General features: G+C 49.8%; 21 protein-coding genes. 6 read left to right on the forward strand and 15 right to left on the reverse strand.

Annotation, left to right across the window (positions count from 1 at the left end; translation table 11 throughout):
• Positions 1–317: 317 nt before the first annotated feature.
• Both pgeF and rluD read right to left on the reverse strand, forming a co-directional pair.
• Complete coding sequence (gene pgeF / locus ACJJIV_RS08135) at positions 318–1,091, reverse strand: peptidoglycan editing factor PgeF (protein WP_444891392.1); 774 nt, start codon at positions 1,089–1,091, stop codon at positions 318–320.
• A gap of 80 nt (positions 1,092–1,171) precedes the next feature.
• Positions 1,172–2,128 (reverse strand): 23S rRNA pseudouridine(1911/1915/1917) synthase RluD, encoded by a 957-nt coding sequence (gene rluD, locus ACJJIV_RS08140; RefSeq protein WP_444891393.1) that lies wholly within the window; start codon positions 2,126–2,128, stop codon positions 1,172–1,174.
• A 118-nt stretch (positions 2,129–2,246) separates the two neighbouring features.
• Here rluD and ACJJIV_RS08145 point away from each other — a divergent pair, with 118 nt between their 5' ends.
• Positions 2,247–3,179 (forward strand): outer membrane protein assembly factor BamD, encoded by a 933-nt coding sequence (locus ACJJIV_RS08145; RefSeq protein ID WP_252084460.1) that lies wholly within the window; start codon positions 2,247–2,249, stop codon positions 3,177–3,179.
• 58 nt (positions 3,180–3,237) lie between these two features.
• Here the strand turns inward: ACJJIV_RS08145 and ACJJIV_RS08150 are convergent, their stop codons facing one another.
• Positions 3,238–4,866: an NAD+ synthase gene (locus tag ACJJIV_RS08150; protein WP_252084459.1), complete on the reverse strand. Its 1,629-nt coding sequence runs from the start codon at positions 4,864–4,866 to the stop codon at positions 3,238–3,240.
• Between the two features lie 89 nt (positions 4,867–4,955).
• Between ACJJIV_RS08150 and ACJJIV_RS08155 the strand changes: the two genes are divergently transcribed.
• Positions 4,956–6,536, forward strand: coding sequence for a sensor histidine kinase (locus tag ACJJIV_RS08155; RefSeq protein ID WP_444891394.1), 1,581 nt, complete (start codon positions 4,956–4,958; stop codon positions 6,534–6,536).
• A gap of 131 nt (positions 6,537–6,667) precedes the next feature.
• Positions 6,668–8,074 carry a sigma-54-dependent transcriptional regulator gene (locus ACJJIV_RS08160; RefSeq protein ID WP_444891395.1) on the forward strand — a complete coding sequence of 469 codons (1,407 nt, stop codon included), beginning with the start codon at positions 6,668–6,670 and terminating at the stop codon, positions 8,072–8,074.
• Positions 8,075–8,164: 90 nt separating this feature from the next.
• Here the strand turns inward: ACJJIV_RS08160 and ACJJIV_RS08165 are convergent, their stop codons facing one another.
• From ACJJIV_RS08165 to ACJJIV_RS08190, 6 genes are read right to left on the reverse strand one after another with little or no spacing between them, the layout of a single operon-like run.
• Positions 8,165–8,596: a type IV pilin protein gene (locus ACJJIV_RS08165; protein WP_252084456.1), complete on the reverse strand. Its 432-nt coding sequence runs from the start codon at positions 8,594–8,596 to the stop codon at positions 8,165–8,167.
• A 13-nt stretch (positions 8,597–8,609) separates the two neighbouring features.
• Complete coding sequence (locus ACJJIV_RS08170; protein ID WP_444891707.1) at positions 8,610–12,023, reverse strand: pilus assembly protein; 3,414 nt, start codon at positions 12,021–12,023, stop codon at positions 8,610–8,612.
• A 6-nt stretch (positions 12,024–12,029) separates the two neighbouring features.
• On the reverse strand, positions 12,030–12,575 hold the full coding sequence (locus tag ACJJIV_RS08175) for a pilus assembly PilX family protein (RefSeq protein ID WP_252084455.1): 546 nt from the start codon (positions 12,573–12,575) through the stop codon (positions 12,030–12,032).
• A 17-nt stretch (positions 12,576–12,592) separates the two neighbouring features.
• Positions 12,593–13,660, reverse strand: a complete 1,068-nt coding sequence (locus tag ACJJIV_RS08180) for a PilW family protein (protein ID WP_444891396.1) — start codon at positions 13,658–13,660, stop codon at positions 12,593–12,595.
• A gap of 10 nt (positions 13,661–13,670) precedes the next feature.
• Entirely contained in the window at positions 13,671–14,108 is a 438-nt protein-coding gene (gene pilV, locus ACJJIV_RS08185; protein ID WP_252084453.1) for a type IV pilus modification protein PilV, read from the reverse strand.
• 1 nt (position 14,109) lies between these two features.
• The gene (locus ACJJIV_RS08190; RefSeq protein WP_444891397.1) at positions 14,110–14,676 is read right to left on the reverse strand and encodes a GspH/FimT family pseudopilin; all 567 of its coding nucleotides are present in this window, start codon (positions 14,674–14,676) and stop codon (positions 14,110–14,112) included.
• A 190-nt stretch (positions 14,677–14,866) separates the two neighbouring features.
• Here ACJJIV_RS08190 and ACJJIV_RS08195 point away from each other — a divergent pair, with 190 nt between their 5' ends.
• Complete coding sequence (locus ACJJIV_RS08195; protein ID WP_444891398.1) at positions 14,867–15,382, forward strand: GspH/FimT family pseudopilin; 516 nt, start codon at positions 14,867–14,869, stop codon at positions 15,380–15,382.
• Positions 15,383–15,417: 35 nt separating this feature from the next.
• Here ACJJIV_RS08195 and ispH read toward each other — a convergent pair whose 3' ends face one another.
• The 6 genes from ispH to murJ form a co-directional block, all read right to left on the reverse strand.
• The gene (gene ispH, locus ACJJIV_RS08200) at positions 15,418–16,350 is read right to left on the reverse strand and encodes a 4-hydroxy-3-methylbut-2-enyl diphosphate reductase (protein ID WP_444891399.1); all 933 of its coding nucleotides are present in this window, start codon (positions 16,348–16,350) and stop codon (positions 15,418–15,420) included.
• Between the two features lie 51 nt (positions 16,351–16,401).
• Positions 16,402–16,842 (reverse strand): FKBP-type peptidyl-prolyl cis-trans isomerase, encoded by a 441-nt coding sequence (locus ACJJIV_RS08205; protein ID WP_252084449.1) that lies wholly within the window; start codon positions 16,840–16,842, stop codon positions 16,402–16,404.
• Positions 16,843–16,848: 6 nt separating this feature from the next.
• Entirely contained in the window at positions 16,849–17,376 is a 528-nt protein-coding gene (gene lspA, locus ACJJIV_RS08210) for a signal peptidase II (RefSeq protein ID WP_444891400.1), read from the reverse strand.
• Complete coding sequence (gene ileS / locus ACJJIV_RS08215; RefSeq protein ID WP_444891401.1) at positions 17,369–20,173, reverse strand: isoleucine--tRNA ligase; 2,805 nt, start codon at positions 20,171–20,173, stop codon at positions 17,369–17,371. The genes lspA and ileS overlap by 8 nt, the downstream gene beginning before the upstream one ends.
• 49 nt (positions 20,174–20,222) lie before the next feature.
• Complete coding sequence (gene ribF, locus ACJJIV_RS08220; protein ID WP_444891402.1) at positions 20,223–21,206, reverse strand: bifunctional riboflavin kinase/FAD synthetase; 984 nt, start codon at positions 21,204–21,206, stop codon at positions 20,223–20,225.
• A 111-nt stretch (positions 21,207–21,317) separates the two neighbouring features.
• Positions 21,318–22,928, reverse strand: a complete 1,611-nt coding sequence (gene murJ, locus ACJJIV_RS08225; protein WP_444883707.1) for a murein biosynthesis integral membrane protein MurJ — start codon at positions 22,926–22,928, stop codon at positions 21,318–21,320.
• A 4-nt stretch (positions 22,929–22,932) separates the two neighbouring features.
• Here murJ and ACJJIV_RS08230 point away from each other — a divergent pair, with 4 nt between their 5' ends.
• Positions 22,933–23,241, forward strand: coding sequence for a hypothetical protein (locus ACJJIV_RS08230; RefSeq protein WP_444891403.1), 309 nt, complete (start codon positions 22,933–22,935; stop codon positions 23,239–23,241).
• Between the two features lie 151 nt (positions 23,242–23,392).
• On the forward strand, positions 23,393–24,079 hold the full coding sequence (locus tag ACJJIV_RS08235; RefSeq protein WP_252084444.1) for an OmpA family protein: 687 nt from the start codon (positions 23,393–23,395) through the stop codon (positions 24,077–24,079).
• Positions 24,080–24,187: the final 108 nt, after the last annotated feature.

Genomic DNA, 24,187 nt, shown 5'->3' on the forward strand with positions numbered 1-24,187 from the left:
TCGATAGCAGCCAAGCGGCGCCACGCTTCAGTGTAGTGTTGGGAAATAAAATAGGGGCGAGAGGAAGGTTTTCAATGATTTAAATCAATTGGTGGGAATTCCTGACGTAAATCACTAATGCGCAAAATAATTTTTTCTTAAATCTAGTTTTAAATCCACACCTGAAGCTTGATTTTTGCGCTTAAGATCCCAATAGAAGTCAAAGGAAAAAGTGGTTCACTCTGCCATAGCCTTACCTCAACTCAGGCAAAGGAAGCGAAAGCGACGTAAGACATAGAAAGCACAGCAAAAATCACTCGCCTTTCTTTACAGTGTTCTCAGCTTTCATCATCCGCCAACCAGATTAATGAAGCCATTCGTCCGGTAGTTCTTTCCCTGCGGTAAGAAAAAAAACGTTCGGCTTCATTCACTGTACAATATTCTCCCCCATAAATATTTTCTATGCCAAGTTCAGCCAATTCAGCTCGCGCCAGAGCATAGATATCAGCAAGAAAGTGCAAGGGTTTCTTACTGTGGGGACGGAAACACTGAGCAATCGCCTCGGTATGCGTGCCACTTTGCGCATGCTCGAAAAAGGCTTCTAAAACATCGACGCCCGTTTCAAAAGCTTCGGGGCCAATCGCAGGCCCCAGCCAGACTAGTAATTCTTTTGGGTCGCAATCAAGCGCAGTAACCGTGTTACGCAAAATGCCCTCGGCCAAACCGCGCCACCCCCCATGTGCTGCAGCTACCCTGGTGCCCGTCTTATCGCAGATAAGCACCGGCAGACAGTCGGCTGTGAGAACCGCGCAAGCAGCGCCACCGCCAAGGTTAAAGCTGGCATCAGCGGTACGCACAAGCCCATCGCTCTGTGCCTCAATGACCTTGTCACTATGAATCTGCTCCAACCACTGAGGCACCGCCGGCAGCTTCAACTCCTCCGACAACTGCTGCCGATTGGCCATTACTGCAGGCTCCTCATCCCCCACATGGGCGCCGAGATTGAAGCTGCTAAAAGCTCCGGTGCTAACACCGCCATTGCGCAAGGTAGTGACGGCACGCACCCTGGCTGGCGCCGGCCAAGAGGGAGTCAGGTAATGATCGAGGGACATAATTTTTCTGCTTTATATCGATGTTGCGGAGCGGGCCGTGACTGCACACTCCACCTCAAGTGAAGATATAGTCACAGATTTCACTCACTCCGATCCCTATTGAGGAGCTCGAGCAACTGAAGCATATCCGTTGGCATAGGAGCACACCAGTGCATATTTTCCCCGGTGCGCGGGTGAACCAGGGCCAACTCTGCAGCGTGTAGGGCCTGACGGGAAAACCCCTGCAGTGCCTCAACCAGCTCCCTGTTAGCCTCGGCGGGCAATTTAGGCCTACCACCATAAAGCGGGTCGCCGACCAATGCATGACGAATATGGGCCATATGTACTCGAATCTGGTGGGTACGCCCGGTTTCCAGCTTGCAGCGCAACAGGGTGTGGGCACGGAAACGCTGCTGCACTTGATAATGCGTGATGGCTTCTTTACCACCAAAATCGAGTACCGCCATTTTCAGTCGATTCTGGCGATGGCGACCGATAGGCGCGTCGACGCGACCGGGGCCGGTGATATAGCCTTGTACCAAAGCGTCATATTGCCGACTGACCGTCCGCTGCTTCAATTGGTCTACAAGGTGTACCTGTGCCGGTAAAGTCTTGGCGACAACCATCAGGCCACTGGTGTCTTTGTCCAAGCGGTGCACAATGCCAGCACGGGGAATCATCTCCTGATTTGGGCAGTGGTGCAGCAAGCCGTTTAGCAAAGTGCCATCAGGATTACCCGCAGCCGGGTGAACCACTAAGCCTGCAGGCTTATTGATCACAATGAGACTATCGTCTTCATAGACAATAGTCAGGTCCAGGGCCTGGGCGCTCCAGCTTCCCTGAGCCTCCAATTCCGCGCGTAGACTGAGCTGCTCACCGCCAAATAGCTTATCCTTAGGCTTGGCAACAGCACCATTCAAGGTGAGCTGGCCGCCTTTGATCCAGGATTGCAGGCGAGCGCGGGAGTAATCGGGAATTAATTCGGCTGCTGCCTGGTCTAATCTTCGACCAGCCATACTGGCCGGAACTTCAATATCGAGTTTTAGGTGGTCATTCATCAAACAATTGCAAATACTTTGGGCAGCTCCGGGACTGTGTTTAAATGTCTGGAGCGCCAGATTAATCTTGGCGGATAGTTTAATAAGGTAGAGTGTGAGAATGATAGAGCGAGGGGCTATGCAAGCCTGGAAAATGCTGTCGCTGGCCTTGGTGTCGGTATTATTGGTTGCCTGTGCCAACACCGATGACTCAGAAGAGGGCCTGCCCACTGGCAACCGCACTGAACAAGCCTTCTACGAGGCTGCCCAGCGGCAACTTCGCACTAGCCAGTGGGATCTGGCGATCAAGAACCTGCGCGCCCTGGAAGACAACTTCCCCTTCGGCAACTATGCAGAACAGGCCCAGCTGGAGCTGATCTACGCCTATTACCGCAACTATGAAAACGATGCCGCCATCGCCGCAGCGGACCGTTTTATCCGGTTGCATCCGCAACACCGCAACGTCGATTACGCCTACTACATGAAGGGACTATCCTCCTTCACCGAGGGCGCCGGCCTGTTTGAGCGCTTTATGCCTACCGACCTCACCAACCGAGATCCAGGCGCTGCTCGCGAATCCTTCGCCTACTTCTCTCAGTTGATGGCCCGCTATCCGGAAAGCCGCTACGCTGCAGATGCGCAGAAACGCATGATTCACCTGCGTAACCTGCTGGCTCGCTATGAGATCCATGTGGCCAACTACTACTTCAAGCGCGGCGCCTACCTCGCCGCCGCCAACCGTGGCCGCTATGTTGTGGAAAACTTCCAGCAGACTCCGGCCGTACCCGATGCACTCGCAGTGATGGTACAGGGCTACCACATGATGGAGATGCCGGAGCTGGAAGCCAACGCCCTGAGCGTGCTGCGCAACAACTATCCCAAGCATCCAGCGTTCAATGAAGATGGCACCTTCAACTATGACTTCTTCAAAGGCGCCAGCGGCCGCAGCCTGGTACACCGTGTTACCCTCGGGTTGTTTGAAAAGTCTGATCCCGAAGGTTTCGATAGCCGCGAGCTGTATAACCCCGAGTACAACCGCAATGAAGCCCCTCTCCCTCCGGAGCTGATGTAACACCCCTTGCTGAACATAAAACGGCGCCTTTCGGCGCCGTTTTATGTTCTAGTCCAGCTTACTCGCCAGCCTTCCAACCATTGGTTATCGGGTAGCGCCGATCTCGGCCAAAACCCCGCTCTGAAATCCGCACACCCACGGCAGCCTGGCGACGCTTGTACTCATTGCGTGATACCAGGCGCACCACACGCTCAACAATGCTGCGCTCAAATCCCTGCTTAACAATTTGCTCGGCACTGAAGTCTCTGTCGACGTAGAGATTCAGAATCTCATCCAACACTTCGTAGGGAGGCAGACTGTCGGTATCCGCCTGATCTGGGGCCAACTCAGCACTTGGCGGTCGTGTGATAACAGTTTCAGGAATGACTTCCGAGACCGTATTTCGATAGCGCGCCAATTCAAACACCAGTACCTTGGGCACATCTTTTAGCGCGTTGAAGCCCCCAACCATATCTCCGTAAAGAGTCGCATAACCGACTGCCATTTCACTCTTATTACCGGTGGTCAGTACCATGGCCCCCTTCTTATTGGAGATCGCCATCAGCAATACTCCGCGAGTTCGCGCCTGCAGATTTTCCTCGGTGGTATCTCTCGCACTACCAGCAAATTCTTCCGCCAATGCCCCCATGAAGGCATCGAAAACGGGCTCGATTCCAATTTCCCGGTAATCGACGCCAAGGCGCTGTGCCTGATCGGCGGCATCGGTCTTACTCAGATCTGAAGTGTAATGGAAAGGCATCATCACTGCTTCCACCCGATCTTTGCCCAGTGCATCCACGGCAATCGCCAGGGTCAAAGCCGAGTCAATGCCACCTGAGAGTCCCAGTACCACACCGTTAAAACCATTTTTATTAACATAATCGCGTACTCCCAGTACCAGCGCCTGATAAACCGATGCCAGATCCCCCATAAGAGGCGCCACCTCACCGGGTAATAGGGTTACTCTTCCACTCTGCTGGGAAACCGATACGGGCAGTAACTGCTCGGCAAATTCTTCTGCCCTGGCGCAGATCTGTCCATCGGCATCCACAACCATTGAACCCCCATCGAAGACCAGCTCATCCTGACCACCACACCAATTCACGTACACAATTGGTGTTTCCGCTACACGTGCCTGAGTGGATATCAACTCCTGTCGCTGAAGAGATTTACCGCGATGAAAGGGAGAGGCATTGATATTCAGAATCAATTTGGCCCCTGCCTCTACGGTCTGCTGTATGGGTTCCCGATGCCAGATATCCTCGCAAATGCTAAAGCCTACCGAAATACCCTTGATATCCACGACACAAGGTTGATCACCTTTGGTGAAATAACGTTTCTCATCGAATACTTGATAGTTTGGCAATTTTTGCTTGGCATACTCCGCCACCAACTCTCCGTTGGCAATCAGGCCCGCCATATTAAACAGCTTGCCGTTTAGATGACGGGGATAGCCGATCAGAATTGCACAGGGCAGTTGAACAGCTTTCAATGCTTCCAGTGCAGCCTCAACGCGAGTTTGCATACTGGGACGCAGCAGTAAATCCTCTGGAGAATAGCCACACAAAGTCAACTCGGGAAAAAGGACCAGATCGGCACCCAATTCACGGTGGGCCCTGTTAGCCACCTCAATCACTCGAGCGGTGTTACCTGGGATATCTCCTACGAGAGAATTGATTTGTGCCAGCACTAGCTGCAAAGTAGACATGGTTAAACCTCGGACAAGACAGGCCGCCATTGTAACCCCTGTGGGCTCTAACGGCAGCGGTCACCATAACAACATACCGGGAAACCACCTTGAGTAGTGCCAACGACACCAGTACAACCCCCTCTTTTCAACACCATGAGCTATTGCGAATTTGCGCAATTTATCGGCTATCTATCGCCCTAGTGTTACTTGGAATTTTCTATTCGGATATAGGAGCCGGCGCCCTTGGAGATACTGCACCGCTACTTTTCTTGTATACAAGCGTGGTGTATTCCCTACTTAACTTTGGCTGGTTAATTTTTTTACGCCAGCAGGCCTATCAAGTAGGCACAGGGCAAATTGGTATCATTCTGGCCTGCGATATTCTGGTTTTCCTTCTTTTAATTGAATCCAGTGGTGGCTTGAACTCCGGTCTCGGCTATCTATTGCTAATCAATTGTTCAATCGGATCTATTCTTTTAGACCGCCGAATGAGTGCCTTCTTCGCGGCGCTGGCAAGTCTCGGGGTCATCGGCCTAGAGTTGTACAATTTGATCTCAGGTAAAGGCACTAGTCAGGATATTGTCGCCGCTGGAAGCCTAGGCCTGTTGCTATTCGCCACGGTAAGCGCATTACAGTATTTGTCTGTACGTATTCGTAGCGCCAATATTCGCGCCGACCAGCAAAGCCGCCAAGCTGCACACCTTCAGCGGCTGGCACAACAGATTATTGAGCGTATGGGTACCGGAGTACTGGTAATGGGCCCTACTGGCCAGCCCGAGCTGATTAATCAGGCAGCCCGGAGGCTCTTGGGAGAACAGTTACACGCTGAGAGCCTCGCAGGGAGCTCACTACTCCAGTCGATTCGCCAGTGGCGCGATACTAAAGGACCCGATACTTCACTGTTACAAGGGGACAATGGTAGAGAACTGCACCTAAACTTCGCGAAGCTCGAGCATGAAAGCGGCAACAGTACACTGGTATTCGTAGAAGATAATCGCAAGCTAGCCGTAGCTGCACAGAAATTGAAACTTGCCTCTCTCGGACATCTCACCGCCTCCATCGCTCATGAGATTCGCAACCCTCTCTCGGCTATCAGCCATGCTGCCCAACTGTTGTCTGAGTCCTCCCAATTGGCTGAGGAAGATCACTATCTCACCGAAATCATCTGTAGGCAGAGCCAGCGGGTTAATCAGATCGTCGAAAATGTTATGCAACTCTCGCGGCGCCAAGCTGGCGATCCGCAGGAACATGACATCAGTAGTTGGCTACAACAGTTGATCCAAGACTATAACGCCGGATCCATTGGGGCAGGTCAAGTTGAGCTCGACTTACCTGAGAACCCCCTCAAAGCCAGGTTTGACTCGGCACAAATGGCCCAGGTGGTCACCAATTTAACCGACAATGCCCTGCACCACTCTCAAGTAGCCTCCGGCAAGAGACATGCCTCAATTAGTGTGTACTACAATTCTGAGCGCGGTTGTACTCAATTGGATGTGAAAGACCAAGGGCCAGGGGTTCCACAGGCACACCAAGACAAGATTTTTGAGCCCTTTTTCACCACCGGCAGCCGCGGCAGTGGTCTGGGTCTTTATATTGCCCGAGAACTCTGTGAAACCAATCAGGCCAATCTCTACCACTGCCGTAGCAAGGATGATATGAGTTGCTTTAGAGTTGAATTTGCTCACTAAAAGAATGTGACTTGATTCTGCTCAGGAATATTTCCCAAAATGTATGAGAATATTCGTAAAGAATTTCTGACATAATCAGAATCGGCACCTTTGCCCACAATCTCCACAAAACAAGAAAAGACAGAGAATTGATGCTACCTCTGGCCCTGGTTGTCGATGACGAATCGGATATCTGCAAACTAATCACACTCACTCTGCAGCGCATGGATGTGAACTGTCACACCGCCGCCAGCTTAGCGGAGGCAACACGCCTGCTTAAAGAGAACCACTATGATTTTTGCCTGACCGACCTGCGTCTGCCAGATGGCGATGGTCTACAACTAGTCGAGCATATCCAGAGTGGTGTTCTTCGAGACTTGCCCATCGCAGTGATTACCGCGCACGGCAATATGGATACTGCCATTAAGGCGCTAAAGCTCGGCGCATTTGACTTTGTCAGTAAACCGGTCGATTTAGAACGGCTTCGCAACCTCGCTCAGCTGGCCCTACGCGTGAATAGGGAGCGAGATCCACAACAGAGCAAGAGCGCGAAGCAGCTGCTCTTAGGGGAAGCCCCAAATATGCGCAAGCTGCGCGAACAGATAGCCAAAGTTGCGCGCAGTGATGCCCCGGTTTATATCAGTGGCGAATCGGGCTCAGGTAAAGAACTGGCTGCCCGGTCCATTCATTCCCAGGGAGCCCGTGCCGACAAACCTTTCGTACCCATTAACTGTGGAGCCATTCCCACTGACCTTATGGAGAGCGAGTTTTTTGGGCATAAAAAAGGCAGTTTTACCGGCGCACATAAAGACAAAGCGGGCCTACTACAGAGTGCTCAGGGCGGTACTCTATTTCTCGACGAAGTTGCCGACCTACCCCTGGATATGCAGGTCAAGCTTTTGCGTACAATACAGGAAAAACGCATTCGGGCTATAGGCGCAAGTCAGGAAACTCCTATCGATGTACGTATCCTCAGCGCTACTCACAAGGACCTAGCCAAAGAGGTCACCGAAGGTCGCTTTCGCAACGACCTCTATTACCGCATCAATGTAATCGAAATATCCACACCCCCTCTACGCGAGCGCAGTGAAGATATACCTTTATTGGTCGATGCCATTATGCAGCGTATTGCCCAAAATTCAGGGACAATACCCCCTGGCATATCTACCGATGCCATGCAAGCCCTACAGGCTTTCCCCTTTCCCGGTAATGTTCGCCAACTCGAAAATATCCTCGAACGCGCCTTTACCCTATGCGATCATCAGGAAATTTGCCTTGATGACCTGCTACTGGAGAAGGATGAGCAATCGCAAGATCGAGAGGCTTCCTCTACTAGCACTAAAGGTGAAGCCTTAAATAGAAACCAATCGGAAGAAAACAATCGCTTTGATCCCAGCCAGTACAACTCCCTAGATGAATTTCTGCAGAATATTGAAAAAGAAGCAATTGAGAGCGCACTCACCAAGACTCGCTGGAACCGTACCGCTGCAGCTCAGAAACTTGGTATCAGTTTTCGCTCACTGCGTTACCGGTTGAAGAAATTGGGGCTGGAGACTTAAGGTGGTCAAGGGATATCACACTGATCCGTGTGATATCCCTTAGACACTCTTTTGAGCCATTAACAAAGTAAAGAGTAAAAAAGAAGAGTCTCACCAGCACTCTGAAGTATTTGATCCAGTTGCCGTCCTAGCCCCTGCTTCATCCAACTTTAGCGCAGTGCATTCACTGTCTTTACTTTGGCTCTTTCCTGCAACAGGTTGCGCAGTAAGATCAAAAGTTGCTGCCGCTAAAATACCTGTGACTGTGTAGTAACCTTTTTCAGATTCAATACTGTTTCCCTCTGTGATTGATGCTGCGACGGCACAATTATCATTATTGTAAGTGCTATAAGTTGTAAAGCAGCGCTGTAACCTATGTGCAACGTCATTTAATACGGTTTGCGCATCAGTTCGATTTCCCTCTCTTATCATTTCCATATACGAGGGGATGGCTACAGCACTGATGACCCCAATAATCAGAACAACAACCATCAATTCCACTAGAGTAAAACCTGAATTTAGTTTTTTAACATTCATTTTCATATGCTACTTTCACCTAACGTATCCGTCTCCAAGAGATCCTTTCAATACCCCCAATCCGAAAACCGCCAGTAGTTCCAGCATTTCCACCAACATCTATGTATGGAGCAATAATTTTTCTTCCCGCAATAATTACATCGGAAAAACCGATAATAGCCTCGTCAACTTTTTTAGATCCACCAATGATCGACTCTCCAGCAAATCTAGGATCACCCAATGCTACTAATTCCATAATCCAGCCTGAGGCACCGGCAACACAAGGATCATCCGAAGGGATCAAAGTTGGGAAAATCAAGCGGTCATTAATCAGCAGGGGTTTACTAATTACTCTCTCTCCGCTTATTGAAGAACCAGTAGAATTAAAATCCAAATACCATCCACTTTTTGTCGGCCACCAACTAGTGTCCCCATCGTTGGTAACGCTCCTAGAATTACCAGTTTCAACTATGCTTTTTTGCATCAAATCAGAACGGTCGGTGCCTGACAAAACCACCCCTTTATCCACTATTCCATAAAAACTATGAATAATGCTGCCAGCGGTTTGATCTGTTTGGCTTACATATTTCCCTGTACCAAAGTAAACCATAATCGCCCCGTCTACTTCCGCATTAGAACCAAGTACCGGGGTAGAAGTTATTGGTTGAACCTTTCCATTTGGGTCCCTGGCAGTAAATAAGGGAGCATTACCTGAAAAAGCTAACTGCCATTTGCTGCCGGAAATGTCGAACTTCCACATATTACCCATCAAGTCCCCAGCATAAGCAGCATGCACCACTCTATTTGAGTCAATCAGTAATGAGGGACCGGCCAATCCATTATCCGTATTAGTATTTGTGGCAATTACCTGGATATCAGCTGGGTCAGCTAAATCAATCACTAGCAACTTAGCTTTATCATTGGCTGAATTATAACCATTACCAAATATAACTTTCCAACCATCCTCTGTAGGGGCAATTATTGGTCGCCCAAGAATATTGCCAATATCAGGATTAGAACCATCAATCTCAAATAGTATGTCAGGATTCTCAGGATCAGTAATATCTAAGGCAAATAATCCTTTAGCCCCTGCGCCATAAGTTCCAACGAGAACATTCATCCACTTTGGGCTACCACTTTTATTCTTGGCAAAGTAGGCATCACTGACAAACAAAGGACCATCAACAAGATATTGATGCGGGTTATCCTCAGTACCATAATCCAGCGCTGCAACATTCTTTAATTTTGAATATATAGCACTGGGGATATATGCAAACTTTTCTGATCCATCAGACGAGTCAAAGGCATGCAGCATGCCATCATTCGAACTTACATAGAGAATTTCACTGCGGTTATTTTTTCGACCTTCAAGGTAGTCCTGATAGCTATTCCCCCCAAGATTGTCTGGAAGTGTTTTAAATTTTTGATCTTTATTACTCGCCAATACAGGGCTTGCATTTACAACATCCCCTAGTAAAACAGCCCTGTCACGTAGACCATCGACGTCTTCACCACGCACCCAATTCAATCTTTGCTTTGCCAAATCTTCATCGTCAGTACCAATTAAGGCAGCCTTCTGACTACTGGTTAAATTTGACCAAGAAAAATTAACTGTATCAGAACCATCAAAAGTTATGATATCTCGATTATTCGTTGGAATTTTTCCCGCTGTTGAGGTACTCCAAAGAGTCGTATCAGAAAGTGTTCCATCACTCTCCAGCCTAATAGATTTTATTTCGCCACTCCAATCACCCGAGTTGAAAATAGCCTGAAAGATTGCACTGTCTGTGCTCAACCTCGTTGAATTGGCTGCAACAGATGAAGAGGAAGCCTCTCTCTCATTTATTCTGGTAAGTAGATCGGAAAGCTGAGATGCAAATACAGTCGCATTTGCCGCATTATAAAACCCACCCCTACTGTTAACCCCAGCGTGGAGTAAATCATCTAGCTTCGCCGCATCACTATTATTAGGGTTTGGCCAGGAAATTGCCGCACCAGATTCAATAGCATTAAAAGCGTTATCAGAGTCAACACTACCTGTAACTCCTAAACCTACACCAAAGGTTACCATATGTTGCCAGTCTGCCGGATCAGCTTCCCCACTATCGACTTTATTATCGAGACTGCCATGTAAATCATTTTCCCAGTAGTACCTGGCTATATCTGCAAGAGTATTCGAACGAGAATCCTGAAATGGATTTCCATCATTACCATCTACATTACCAAAGCTAGATATACTGCTGTAATCATTACCATAACCATCTGTCATCAAAATGGTATAGCTCGCCCTACACGCAACTTGAGCACTGGAGTCATTAGTTCCAGGTTCCCCTGCCCAAGGACCATTCCTATCCGTTCGACTGTAATAGTCACCAACTCGCTTTAAGGCACTTAAGAGTGGAGTACCTGCCTGAGGAATATCTACACCGTAAAGATTTTCAAAAAAATCTTCACGATCATCTCCAGAAAAAGCGCGTACACCACTAATAATGGTACCCGTACTAACCTGATCTACCTTGCTGGTTCCTTTATTTAGGGTTCCAAAACCCACTCTGAGACCTTCTGTTTGAGAAGAAAATGCTTTGCCAATTCCAGCACGGGAAAGTAATACCCGGGAACGGTAATATGAATACCAATTAGCAAAATTCTGGATCTCCTCCTCATAACTACAAGAAGTAGTCGATAGTTTACAATCCGTTCGATCTTCGCTACGAGGGAAAGTTAGGCCGGATCGAATCTCTTTGCGGGTATAGTTTGACGAATCAAAAAGACTACCATTACCGCTATATTGGAAGTAAGTAGCCGGATAAAAATACAAATAGCCATTACCACAAGCATCACTTTTATGGGAGTTCTTATTCGCAGAATCCCATAGCCAGCACTTTGCACGCTGATAATTATCAACCGTTAGATTTCTCCAACCTTTTGAAGTATTTGCAGGGTTATGGTAAGCCGCCTCCGGATTTGCCGCCGGCCAAAGAGATCCATCCTCTTTCGACCACGGTTCGTAACGAATTTCTGGATTATAATAAGTCTTATTATTATAAGCGGAGCGGAAATAAGCCGCCCACTTATTATCAGCTTCAAATCTAGGAATCGCCTGATCACCATTAGCCCAGTAATCACAACTTGATGTATTCCCATCTGCATATGGACAGGGTACAAATTTTACAGAGGAACTATTTGTTTCCGTATTTGGAAAAACATAGACGACCCGATCCAGCTTATTAAAGTAATTAGCCACTTCAGAAGGAGTAACCTCGAACTGCATTGAACCTGAGTCATCAAGAACAAACATAATATTCGGATCAGTACCCTGCTTTAAAAATAAAGGCTGTTGAGATAGCGTTAGGGACGCAGCACTATGGGCAATTCCAAGCGTTAGTGATGCGGCAATTACAGCAGAGAAACTTTTAATTTTTCTAGATATAAATGACATAGCTATTTTTCTCATCACTACTCAATCTTTCATAGTAGATTGCAAAATCACAACCGTATTTTCAGTACCGCCGACACCTCTACTGGTTATTCGGTAATAATTGGGAGGGACACCTTTATCCACAGACTCAAGATCAATAGCACCTCCAGTTTCACCTGTATTACTTGCTTCAGTCGTCACCTTCTCCACAATATAAATTGGCTGGCTGGCTATACTCTCTAGATCAAGATCAGCCTTTACCGACACACCAGACCAGCTAAAATCCAGCCAGAATCCACTATTTTTCGAACCATCTAACTCATCACCATATCCAACAGTATCGCCATCAAAAATTGTACTAATAGGTTTATTAAGCTCGGTTATTATATTTTCTTCAGCAACTCGAAGAGCAGACTCTGCGGCCTGAAACGCCAATTGACGATCCCGCATATTGCCTGCCATAAGTTCCTGCATACCACTCCCACGGATAGCCGCAAGGCCAATAAATGTCATTAGCAACAACATGACCAAGCCAACTAACAAAGTGGCTCCTCGCTCCTGCTTGAAAGTACTGATTTCTTTATACATAGGAGACCTTATTATAATTAGGGCACACGGCTTCTTATTGTTACAACACTGGTAAACACCTGCCGAAGACGACGATCCCCTGGGTTATTTATAACTTTACCGTCAAAAGTGTATGGCTGGGCTTCTTGTAAAACACTGTCTTCAATACTAGCCACTAGTAAATCTAAGCGAACAGTTGAAACTTTCTTCCAATCAAGAATAGAACCGATTTTTTCTGCCGTTTGATAGGCATCAATAACATCATCATCATTGATATCCAAACCATAAGTAATCTGCATATCTTCAACACCTTCGAGCAACTCTTGTTGCTCTCCATTTACTTCCCTAAATAAGCTAGGGCGCCCGGAAGTTCCATTGGCAATATAGTAAAAAGTTGATTCCAAATTAATTACTTGAGCATCTTTTCCAAAAGAATTATGTCCGTCAGTAGTCTCAGCGCCCCAAACTGCTACTTTGTTACCTGGTTCAAAAGAGGCAATATCCGAATGTTGTATTCCAATAGTTTCACTGGAGCTGGCACCAACAAAACCGGTTGCCTGAAAAACTCTCACATAGCTACAACTTGATACTACAACGATATCACCTTCACAAAATCCACTATATTTATCTTTACCTTCATCACACTCTCCACTTTCCACCCCAGTATTCTCTACAAATATCTGGGTCGGATTACTCATATCCGCTACTCCAACGCCACTACCAAAGGCACTACGAATTAAAATCGCATCAGTGCCTGCCAGTGCGCCATTTGGAAACCCTGCGACATCCTTGGAAGAATCCTCACCTTCTACAGCAACATCATATCGATAACTAATCAAGTCGCTGTCATTAAGGAAATTTTTCATATCTCCGCTACCTGAATGACGCGAAGGGTTTGCACATCCAACATAGCCAGCCATTCGAATATCTTCACTCAAAAACTCTATCGCCAAACGCCCAGTTTCCTGAACTCGCGACATTGCATTTTGCGTACTAAAAGTTAGGTTACTCGATAAAAATAGTTGGGTGACACCAGCTAGAAGCACTAGACCTACGGTAATTGATACCATAAGTTCCACCAGGGAGATCCCCGATTGTTCACGCATATACATCCCTCTAAATTCTCGTCATATACTGGAAGTTACTTTTATCCGCATTACCATCTGATCCAGTGGCATCATGTTCAGCCCATTGGATGACCACAGTACAAACATTATTTGTATCACATGAAATACCACCAGAGCCCTCTGGTAATAGCTCATTAAGAGCTTGTCGCCACTCGATCAGGTCAGATTGTGCCTGATTACCACTTGCCATCGGAGGAGCATCATTAATACCTAAATTATAATCAGCTAATCTGCCACGGCTCGCTCTCATTCGATCTAATAAATCGTAAGCAAGGATATTTGCTTGAGATCGCATGTAGGCACTATGATTGTACTGAAGTGCCCTGCTCTGTAGTGCGGCCAAACCAAGTAAAGATGTTGATAAGATCAATACGGTTACCATCACTTCAATTAAACCAACACCATACTGTGCATTAAATTTTTTCATATTATTCACAGCTTGTTTTAGATATTGAAATAACACCGGAGCTAGCGAGCACAATATTATTTGCGCTATCTCCTGTACAGCCAGATGTTTTTACACTGATATTCGTCTGGACAAACCGACCTAGTGTACCCATACCCGTAAACCGCACAAACTTTGTTGCCGCATTTTGCGTAACACCAATAACAGCTTCCTCACCCTTAAAATCCCAACTGCGTAAAACACTATCAACAACAGGGTCAATAGCCTTTTCTGTCAAGGCTCCATCAACAAAAACTATCCAACCATCAGACCATTTATTTTCTCCTGCACAACTAGAGCCATTACTACTTGCACAAATTGATACATTAGTACCGCGCTTTACCGCCTCACTACGAGAATAATGAAGCGCATTAATAAAATCATCGGCTAATGCAAATGACCTGTAATTATTAATCATATCTGTAAAGCTTGGGATAGCGACCGAAACTACAATCGCGAATACTGTCATAGCTACCAACAACTCAATTAAAGTAAAGCCGCTTTGAGTCCGCTTTTTCCCATGAGTACTTATAAATCGCTTGCGATGCATTATTTCCTCAATTTACTCATAACTTACGTTCACTCATCCGCCAAACATCTAGCAGTTAAAAGTCACCCAACGGTATAGTTAACAATTTAGCATTCTCACTTTCTTATCTCTATTAGCGACCGACAAGCGGCTTTTTCTGAGGGTTTAATGGTCTTCATAAGGAGAACTACTTCAAAGAGTAGAGATATGTATGAAGAATAAACAAGGGTTCACATTGCTTGAATTACTGATAGTACTCACTGTATTGGCGGTACTAGTGATAATCGCAACACCAAGCTTTATTCCAATGATTCAAGAGATTCGCCTAAAAGCAGTAACCGAAGAGCTGTTTAATGCTGTTCAATTGACTCGTACAAATGCTATTACCCACAATCAAAGAGTAACCATGAGAAACCTCGGAAGTTGGGAGTTAGGCTGGGAGATTTTTCTGGATCCTGATAATGACGGTTTACGCAGTAACGATGAACACTTAATTCTCAAAAGAGAAGCCCTGAAGGAAGTGCAAATAACACCTAACTCGCCAGTAAAGGACTATATTTCTTTTATAAGCTCAGGTGAAAGCCGGAAAACAGGCTCGCCAATGGGGGCATTCCAGGCTGGAACACTACATGTCTGCGCTCAGGAAGTTCAGGCCGCACAGGCTCTAATCCTATCTAGAAGTGGGCGAATGCGGATTGAAAAGGCGGATATCGGCAACTGCCCCTAGTAAGGAAGTTGCAATTATTAACATTTAGAAAGGCGCTAGCGCAGCTCCTTGGGCAAAGAAAAGCGAATATTTTCCTCACGCCCATCCATCTCTTCTGGCACGGTGGCACCAAGCTGTTGCAATTTGCCAATCACCTCTTGCACCAACACCTCTGGAGCCGAGGCCCCGGCGGTGATGCCAATGGAATTTTTGCCTGTGAGCCAATCAGCATCAATATCAACAGCGCCGTCGATTAACTTGGCATCGGCACCACAGCGCTCAGCCAGTTCGCGCAGGCGGTTGGAGTTGGAGCTATTGGGGCTGCCCACAACCAACACCAGATCACTCTCCAGAGAAAGTTGGCGGACAGCATCCTGGCGGTTTTGGGTGGCGTAGCAGATATCATCCTTGCGCGGACCGCGGATGTTGGGAAAGCGCTGTCGCAAGGCATCGATTACCCGGGCAGTATCGTCCATGGATAAGGTGGTCTGGGTAACATATGCGAGATTATTCTCGTCATTCACCTTTAGCTTTGCCACATCCTCCTCGTCTTCGACCAAGTAGATAGCACCACCGGCAGTGCCATCATACTGACCCATAGTGCCCTCTACTTCCGGATGTCCGGCGTGGCCGATTAGTATGCACTCGGCGCCATCACTGCTGAATTTGCTGACTTCGATATGCACCTTGGTAACCAGTGGGCAGGTGGCATCGAATACACGCAGGCTGCGATCTTCTGCTTCCCTTTGCACAGCTTTGGATACACCGTGGGCACTGAAAATAACGATAACATCATCGGGCACTTCCGACAGCTCGTCCACAAACACGGCACCGCGCTCGCGCAGGCTTTCCACCACAAATTTGTTATGTACCACCTCGTGACGTACATAGATGGGCGCACCAAAGACATCTAAGGCACGGTTAACAATATCAATCGCGCGGTCGACGCCGGCACAGAAGCCACGGGGATTAGCCAGTCGGATTTGCATTTTTACTTCAGCACTCTTTCGATAATCTATTCAACGGGTGAAAAATTGCCCTTATTGAATCGAATCCACTGCGATAATTTTTACGTGGAAGCTCAGTGTCTGCCCTGCCAGAGGGTGGTTGAAGTCAACGGTTACTTCATCTTCCTCAATCTCGCGAACTACACCGGGTAATTCACCACTTCCATTATCAAAGGAAACTACCAAGCCAGGCTCCAGCTCAATATCCGGAGCGAAGCTGTCGCGGCGCACCTTTTGCATATTGGCCGGATTACGCTGACCGAAGCCCAGCTCAGGGGGGATTTCGATTTCCGCCTCATCGCCAGCTTTGAGACCGAAAAGGGCTTTTTCAAAGCCTGGCAGCAGGCTGCCATCCCCCACACTAAAAGAAGCGGGATCGCCTTTGAAAGTGGAGTCCACTTCGGTACCGTCATCCAGCTTAAGGCTGAAATGCAGAGTTACGCGGCTGTGCTCGCCGATAACGCTATTACTCATGGTTCGTTAAACTTCCGCGTTATTTTTCGTCTTGTCGCCGTCTTTTTCTGCAAAGAAAAGCAACTCTATAACCAGCATGGCCGCGCCGATACTGATACCCATATCCGCCACATTAAACACTGGGAAATGCCAGCTGCCGTAGTACACGGAAATAAAGTCCCGCACATATCCCAACAGAATGCGATCCCACAGATTACCGAGAGCACCGCCCAAAATCAGGGCCAGGGCACAGGGTTCCCAGCGCTTTAGCGCAGGCAAACGCCACAACCAGATAATCACAACAATGCTAAACACCATTGCGATCACACCAAAAAACCAGCGCTGCCAACCACCCGCATCAGACAGGAAGCTGAAAGCTGCACCGTAGTTTTCCGCATAGGTGAACTGCAGAAAGCCCGGAATAATTTGCACCGCTGGGCCGTACATAAATTCGCCCACAGCCCAGACTTTGGTAGCAACATCCAGAACCACCACAGCCAGTGCCAGCCAATACCAGCGCCAGGGGTGGCCGAATAGCAGATTAGTCTTAGGCATAGTGCCTTACCTCGCCTTCACCAGCCACATTCTCTACACAGCGACCGCAAATATCCGGGTAATCACTGTTTTCACCCACATCTGCACGGTAGTGCCAGCAACGCTCACATTTGGGGTGATCCACTTTGCTCACACCAATTTTAAGGCCCTCAAGCTCGGTGCTTTCAGCACCCGCCGCATCACTGAGAGGCTGCACTGAAGTGGAAGAGCAAATCAATACAAAACGCAATTCATTCTCCAACTCGAGCAATTTCTCGCGCAGATCATCATTGGCATACAGAGTAACTGCCGCCTGCAGAGACCCACCAATTGCTCCAGCAGCGCGCTGCTCCTCCAATACCTTGTTTACCGCCGTTTTCACTTCGGCCATTACAGCCCAATAGGCCGCACCCTTATCAGCTTCGGCTGACAGTTTGGGCAGCGGATACCACTCTTCGATAAACACGCTATCGGCATTATTACCAGGAATAAACTGCCACAACTCTTCCGCAGTGAAGCTGAGGATTGGGGCAATCCAGCGCACAAATGCCTGCACAATATGGTAGAGCGCGCTCTGTGCAGAGCGACGCGCGACACTATCTTCCTTGGTGGTGTACTGGCGGTCCTTGATGATATCCAGGTAGAAACCACCCATTTCAACCACGCAGAAGTTATGCAGCTTCTGGTAAATCTGGTGGAACTGATAATTATCGTAGGCTGCCAGGATCTCGTCCTGCAGGTGTGCAGCTTTATCCAGCGCCCAGCGATCTAGTGCCAGCAACTCTTCCTCCGGCAACAGGTCTTTTTGCGGATCGAAACCGGCTAGGTTAGATAGGAAGAAACGGGCGGTATTGCGCAGGCGGCGATAAGAATCGGCGGTGCGTTTAAGGATTTCGTCGGAAACGGCCATTTCACCACTGAAGTCGGTGGCCGATACCCACAGGCGCAGTACATCTGCACCCAACTTATTAATTACATCCAGGGGAGCAACGGTATTGCCGATAGACTTCGACATTTTGCGCCCCTGCGCATCCACGGTGAAGCCGTGGGTTAGTACCTGTCTATAAGGCGCGCAACCATTAATGGCGATAGAAGTCTTCAGGGAAGATTGGAACCAGCCGCGATGCTGGTCGGACCCTTCCAGATATAGATCGGCGGGGAAGCGCAGCCCTTCGCGGCGCTCCAACACCGCGTAATGGGTCACACCTGAGTCGAACCAGACATCGAGGGTGTCGGTAACTTTCTCGTAATGTTCCGCCTCATCACCCAGAAGATCCCGAGCATCCAGATCAAACCAGACATCCATACCCTTTTCGTCAACCAGGGCCGCCACTTTATCCATCAACGCAGGAGATTCCGGATGCAGCTCGTGGGTCTCTTTGTTCACGAACAAAGCGATAGGCACCCCCCAGGTGCGCTGGCGGGAAATACACCAGTCCGGGCTGCCATTGAGCATGGAGTCGATTCGTGCCTTACCCCAGCCGGGGATCCACAATACGTCATCGGCGGCTTTTTGCGCCTGATCCAGCAGGTCATTTTGGCGCATGCTGATAAACCACTGAGGAGTCGCACGGTATATCAGCGGTGTCTTTGTTCGCCAGCAATGCGGGTAGCTGTGCTCCAGCTTGCCCTTATGCAGCAGCACACCGCGCTCCTCAAGTAATGCAACAATCTTGTCATCCACTTTGTAGACATGCTCGCCAGCAAATAGCGGCACGCTGTCGCGATAAACACCATTATTATCAATGTAATTGAGGGTCTCGATACCGTAACGTTTGCCTACCTGGAAATCGTCCGGACCGTGGTCTGGGGCTGTATGTACACAGCCGGTTCCAGCATCGGTAGTGACATGATCGCCCAGGACAATGGGCAGCAACTTGTCGTAGAAGGGGTGATGCACTTTCAAGTGCTCCAGGGACGCGCCGCGAATGCGACCCACAACTTCCCCTTCGAAGCCTGCGCGGGCCAGTACCGCATCCTTTAAGGCTTCTGCGATCAACAGGCGGCGCTTGCCTGCCTGCACCACCACATATTCCAGTTCACCGTTTACGGAGACCGCCTGGCTCGAAGGTAAGGTCCAGGGTGTTGTAGTCCAGATCACCACCGACAGTGGGCCTTCTCCAGCGTGGCCACCAGAGGCATCGGCTATGGCCAGATCCGCCTCTTCACTCACCGGGTAGCAAACGTCAATGGAATAGGAAACTTTATCTTGATACTCCACTTCCGCTTCCGCCAACGCGGAACCACCCACCACACTCCAGTAAACCGGTTTGAAACCGCGTGCAAGATGGCCATTTTTCACCACACGGCCGAGGGCGCGAATAATATCGCCCTCAAACTGGAAATCCATAGTGCGGTAGGGGTTGTCCCATTCGCCAAACACTCCCAGGCGTACAAAATCTTTCTTCTGCCCATCCACCTGCTTGGCGGCATATTCACGGCACTTCTGACGGAAAGTCTTATGGTCCACCTTGCTGCCAGCTTTGCCAATTTTCTTCTCTACGCGGTGCTCAATCGGCAGGCCGTGGCAGTCCCAGCCAGGTACGTAGGGAGCATCGAAACCACTCAGGGTTTTCGACTTGATAATGATGTCTTTGAGAATCTTGTTAACTGAGTGACCAATATGAATATCGCCATTCGCATAGGGAGGGCCGTCGTGCAGGATAAATTGCTCGCGCCCGGCACGCGCCTCGCGAATTTTTTCGTAGAGCTTGTTGTCCTGCCATTTTTTCAGAATTGCCGGCTCACGCTGCGGCAAATTGCCGCGCATGGGAAAATCGGTCTCAGGCAGATTCAGGGTCGCTTTATAATCAGTCATTGGGTGTCTACTTCAGCTCTAGTAGAAAAATAAATTAGGTCGTCTCAGTTTATTGGTGCGGTCTAGGATTTTGTTTAAACCACTGCCGGGCATTTTCAATATCCTCGGCGATACGAGCCTTGAGAATATCCAACGAGGCAAACTTCTCCTCGTTGCGCAACTTGTGGCAGAACTCCACGGCGAGCTCTCGCCCATAGAGATTGCCATTGAAATCAAACAGGTTCACCTCCAGCAGGGGGCGCGCGCCCTCGCCCTCTACAGTGGGGCGAAATCCCACATTGGCCACGCCATCTATGTCTTGGCGCCCCGTAGCAAGCTCAGAACCATCTGTGGCAGTGGTGCGCACCGTATAAACGCCAACTAGCGGGGAGCGGTAACGCTGCAGGCGCACATTGGCCGTGGGCGCACCCAGCTGACGACCGAGTGAACGCCCTGGCGCCACCCTGCCGGTAATCTTGTAGGGCCGCCCCAAGAGGGTTTCAGCCAGCTCAAAATCACCATTCTGCAGGGCTTCGCGAATACGGGTACTGCTCACCCTGGAGCCACGTATTTCCATAGTCGCGGTATCTTCCACGGTAAAGCCATGCTGGGCGCCCATCGTTTGCAGGAGGCTATAGTCTCCGCTGCGGTCGCAGCCAAAACGAAAATCATCGCCCACCACCAGATGGCGAATGCCCAGGCCATCAAGCAGTATCCGCTGGATAAATGCCTCAGCACTGAGGCCGCGCAAGGTATCGTTAAACTGCAGGCACAAGACTCGCTCCACGCCCACATCGAACAGCGCCAGCACTTTTTCCTTAAAACGCATCAGCCTCGCGGGAGCCTGCTCGCCAGAGAAGAACTCGTGAGGCTGGGGTTCAAATATAATGGCTACCGAAGGAAGGCCCTGCTCAAGCGCACGCTGTTGCAACTGGGCAATGATCGCCTGATGACCAAGATGTACGCCGTCGAACGAGCCGATCGTCGCCACGCATCCACGGTGGCGGGGGCGCAGGTTGTGCAACCCGCGAATTAGTTCGCGTTCCTGGGCCAAAACGATCTTCCCATCCTCATAAAATCGAGCCGCACAGTATAGCGGATTCCCACAGGGCGGCCAGTAGCGACTGGCCGATACAATTCATGCCATATTGGCGTCTATTCAAAGTTAACTGGTGGCGCGGAAGTGACGTGGGCGCAGGCCTGACACAAACAGGGTAAACAGGTAGGCCAAGCCCCCTGCGGCTACTATTACACTCATACGCCAGGCCCGTTCAAACCAGCCCCAGGCACTCCAACTTTCCCAGACGTGAAGGAGCCCCATCAGCACAGCGACCATCGCCAAATTCGCCGCTATCAACCGCAATAGGAATCGCCCCCAACCAGCCTCAGGCATGTAAACGTCATCCCGGCGCAAACCCTTGTACAGTAACCAAGCGTTGATTGCCGCCTGGCAGGCGGTAGCCAGCGCCAGTCCCATATGGCCGAGTTTAAAATAATGATTCAGCGGGATAACAAACAGAAGGCTCAGCACCATCTTGGCCGAAATTGCAATCAAGCCAAAACGCACCGGTGTATAGGTATCCTGACGGGCAAAATAGCCCGGCGCTAGCACTTTGATCAACATAAAAGCCAACAACCCCAAGGCGTAAGCTCGTAGGGACCAAGCCGCCATCTGCATATCTCTGGGCTGCATCTGGCCGTATTGGAATAGCGTGGTCAACAGCGGCTCAGCCAATACCACAAGGGCTACCGCCGCAGGCAGGGAGATAAGGGTAACGCTGCGCAGCGCCCAGTCGAGGGTATGGCGAAAGCGGCGCGGGTCTCCATCGCTGTGCAGACGAGACAAGCTCGGCAATATCACCGTTGCCACAGCCACACCAAACACCCCCAGCGGTAATTCGGTCAGGCGATCGGAAAAATACAACCAGGAGACACTGCCACTGGGCAGGAATGAAGCCAGCAGCGTATCCAATACCAAACTGATTTGAGTGACCGAGACTCCAAAAATTGCCGGAGCCATCAGGCGCAGAATTTTGCGTACCCCCGGGTGGCTCCAATCCCACTTGGGCCTTGGCAATAACCCCTCGCGCGCCAGAAAAGGCAGCTGAAACAGCAATTGCACCACTCCGGCCAAAAGCACACCCCATGCCAAGGCCAGTATCTCTGGATCAAACCAAGCCGTACCTATAGTTGCCGCACCAATCAACACCAGATTCAACATAATTGGCGTCAGTGCCGGGATCGCAAAGCGATCAAAGCTGTTCAGAATAGCGCCGGTGAAACCCGCCAGTGAGATCAACATCAGGTAGGGGAAGGTAATTTGCAACATGCCGGTGGCGAGCTCAAACTTTTCCCTTTCGCTGCCATCCCACCACCAGCCAAATGCAAAGATCCCCGTCACCAGAGGCGCGCACAATACGCCAAATAAAGTAACCAACAACAAAACACCGCCGAGTGCTCCCGCGACGCGATCATTGAGCTCTCGTGCTGCAGCAATGCCCCCCTTTTGGCGGTACTCCGCCAAAACCGGCACAAATGCTTGGGCAAAGGCGCCCTCAGCAAACAAGCGGCGGAAAAAGTTAGGGATTTTAAACGCCACGAAAAAAGCATCGGCGGCATCCCCAGCCCCGGCAAAGCGCGCCAGGGCCATATCCCTGGCCAGGCCGGCAACCCGGGACAACATCGTTGCGGCCCCCACCACCGAGCTGCCGCGCAGGAGTCTGGATGTACCGGTTTTTTCGACGGGCTGGTCTTGGGTGGGCGGCGACTGGGGCAACGCTGTGACTCCTGGATTTGGGCGATATCTGCTGGCCGGCAAGTCTACCGCAATTCCACAAAAGTCATTGAGGGGTGGATATCTTTATGCTCCTACGACCTGGAGCCCACGAGCCTATACTAGCTGTGAATTAGTGACGCGTCCCACGGAATCGGTGGCGCGGGGAGAAGACAGGATGACCATTAACGCTTTGATTATTGCCCTGGCACTGGCGATTGTGCTTTACATTGCGATAATGCGTGGCCCCCGCCCCCAGCGTGTGCGTGTCCGCGTAGATTCGCCCCGCGACCGGCGCTACCACCGCCTGAAATAACAGGACACTCCGGTTGCCATCTTTCGCCACAATTGCGCAGCGATTTGCCACCACTGCGCCACGCCAGTGCCTCCTTGGAGCTTTTTAATAGCACTCAAACGGGCCACACACAGCCCCACCGAGTAAAAGAAAGCCTCCAAGGAGAGTAGCAATGAAAAAAACATTAATGGTCGCAGCCCTGACTTCCCTGATCGCCTCTGGTACCCAGGCGAATGAACTCAACGAATCAAAACTGACCCCGGCCAAGCAGGCCACGGTCTTTACCACGGCAGCCGTTGCCGGTGCCGCTGTAGGGGGCCCTGTCGGGTTTATCGCCGGCGCAATCGGTGGAGCCTGGCTCGGCGAACAGGTCAAGCAAGCAGAAGAGGCTGATATGCTGGCAACACAATTGACAGAGAGCCGTGCAGAGCTCAGCAACCTGGCACAGCAACTGGATGCGGCTCGACTGTCCGCGAATGATGCCAGCCAAGTGGCACTGGATTCATTACAGTTCCAGATGCTATTCACCACCGGGGAAGACGAACTCCAGACCACCCAGCTTCAACAGCTGAATGCCATGGCAGACTTCCTGAAACGCCATCCCCACCTGCAGATTCAACTGGAGGGACACGCGGACCCACGGGGCAGCGATGGTTACAACAACGTGCTCTCTGACCAACGTGCCCTAAGTGTTGAACAGGCACTGATCTCTCTGGGCATTGACGCCTCCCGCATCAGCCGTCGCGCTATGGGCTCCACCTACTCGGAGGCCCCCAAGGGCGATGTCGACGCTTACGCCATGGAGCGCCGTGTTGATATCCGCTTTTCCCTACCGGAATCCATGGCCGGACACTTCTAACAACTGCTAAACAGCCGCGATGGACTGCAAATCCTCGCGGCTGCGCAAGGTGACTTCAAATCGCTATTGCGCCTGTGGACTGATTAAAAGTATGGCCACAAACTCTCC

Source organism: Microbulbifer mixtoriginis (SeqCode) (assembly GCF_052466765.1).

Bases quoted from the DNA above. Each gene is read 5' to 3' on its own strand.
- ACJJIV_RS08190 (WP_444891397.1), bottom strand. From the start codon at position 14,676: ATGCATCGCAAGCGATTTATAAGTACTCATGGGAAAAAGCGGACTCAA.
- ispH (WP_444891399.1), bottom strand. From the start codon at position 16,350: ATGCAAATCCGACTGGCTAATCCCCGTGGCTTCTGTGCCGGCGTCGAC.
- ACJJIV_RS08195 (WP_444891398.1), top strand. From the start codon at position 14,867: ATGAAGAATAAACAAGGGTTCACATTGCTTGAATTACTGATAGTACTC.
- ACJJIV_RS08165 (WP_252084456.1), bottom strand. From the start codon at position 8,596: ATGAAAATGAATGTTAAAAAACTAAATTCAGGTTTTACTCTAGTGGAA.
- lspA (WP_444891400.1), bottom strand. From the start codon at position 17,376: ATGCCTAAGACTAATCTGCTATTCGGCCACCCCTGGCGCTGGTATTGG.
- pilV (WP_252084453.1), bottom strand. From the start codon at position 14,108: ATGAAAAAATTTAATGCACAGTATGGTGTTGGTTTAATTGAAGTGATG.
- ACJJIV_RS08160 (WP_444891395.1), top strand. From the start codon at position 6,668: ATGCTACCTCTGGCCCTGGTTGTCGATGACGAATCGGATATCTGCAAA.
- ACJJIV_RS08170 (WP_444891707.1), bottom strand. From the start codon at position 12,023: ATGAGAAAAATAGCTATGTCATTTATATCTAGAAAAATTAAAAGTTTC.
- ACJJIV_RS08150 (WP_252084459.1), bottom strand. From the start codon at position 4,866: ATGTCTACTTTGCAGCTAGTGCTGGCACAAATCAATTCTCTCGTAGGA.
- ACJJIV_RS08205 (WP_252084449.1), bottom strand. From the start codon at position 16,842: ATGAGTAATAGCGTTATCGGCGAGCACAGCCGCGTAACTCTGCATTTC.
- rluD (WP_444891393.1), bottom strand. From the start codon at position 2,128: ATGAATGACCACCTAAAACTCGATATTGAAGTTCCGGCCAGTATGGCT.
- ACJJIV_RS08175 (WP_252084455.1), bottom strand. From the start codon at position 12,575: ATGTATAAAGAAATCAGTACTTTCAAGCAGGAGCGAGGAGCCACTTTG.
- ACJJIV_RS08235 (WP_252084444.1), top strand. From the start codon at position 23,393: ATGAAAAAAACATTAATGGTCGCAGCCCTGACTTCCCTGATCGCCTCT.
- ACJJIV_RS08180 (WP_444891396.1), bottom strand. From the start codon at position 13,660: ATGCGTGAACAATCGGGGATCTCCCTGGTGGAACTTATGGTATCAATT.
- ACJJIV_RS08145 (WP_252084460.1), top strand. From the start codon at position 2,247: ATGCAAGCCTGGAAAATGCTGTCGCTGGCCTTGGTGTCGGTATTATTG.
- ileS (WP_444891401.1), bottom strand. From the start codon at position 20,173: ATGACTGATTATAAAGCGACCCTGAATCTGCCTGAGACCGATTTTCCC.
- pgeF (WP_444891392.1), bottom strand. From the start codon at position 1,091: ATGTCCCTCGATCATTACCTGACTCCCTCTTGGCCGGCGCCAGCCAGG.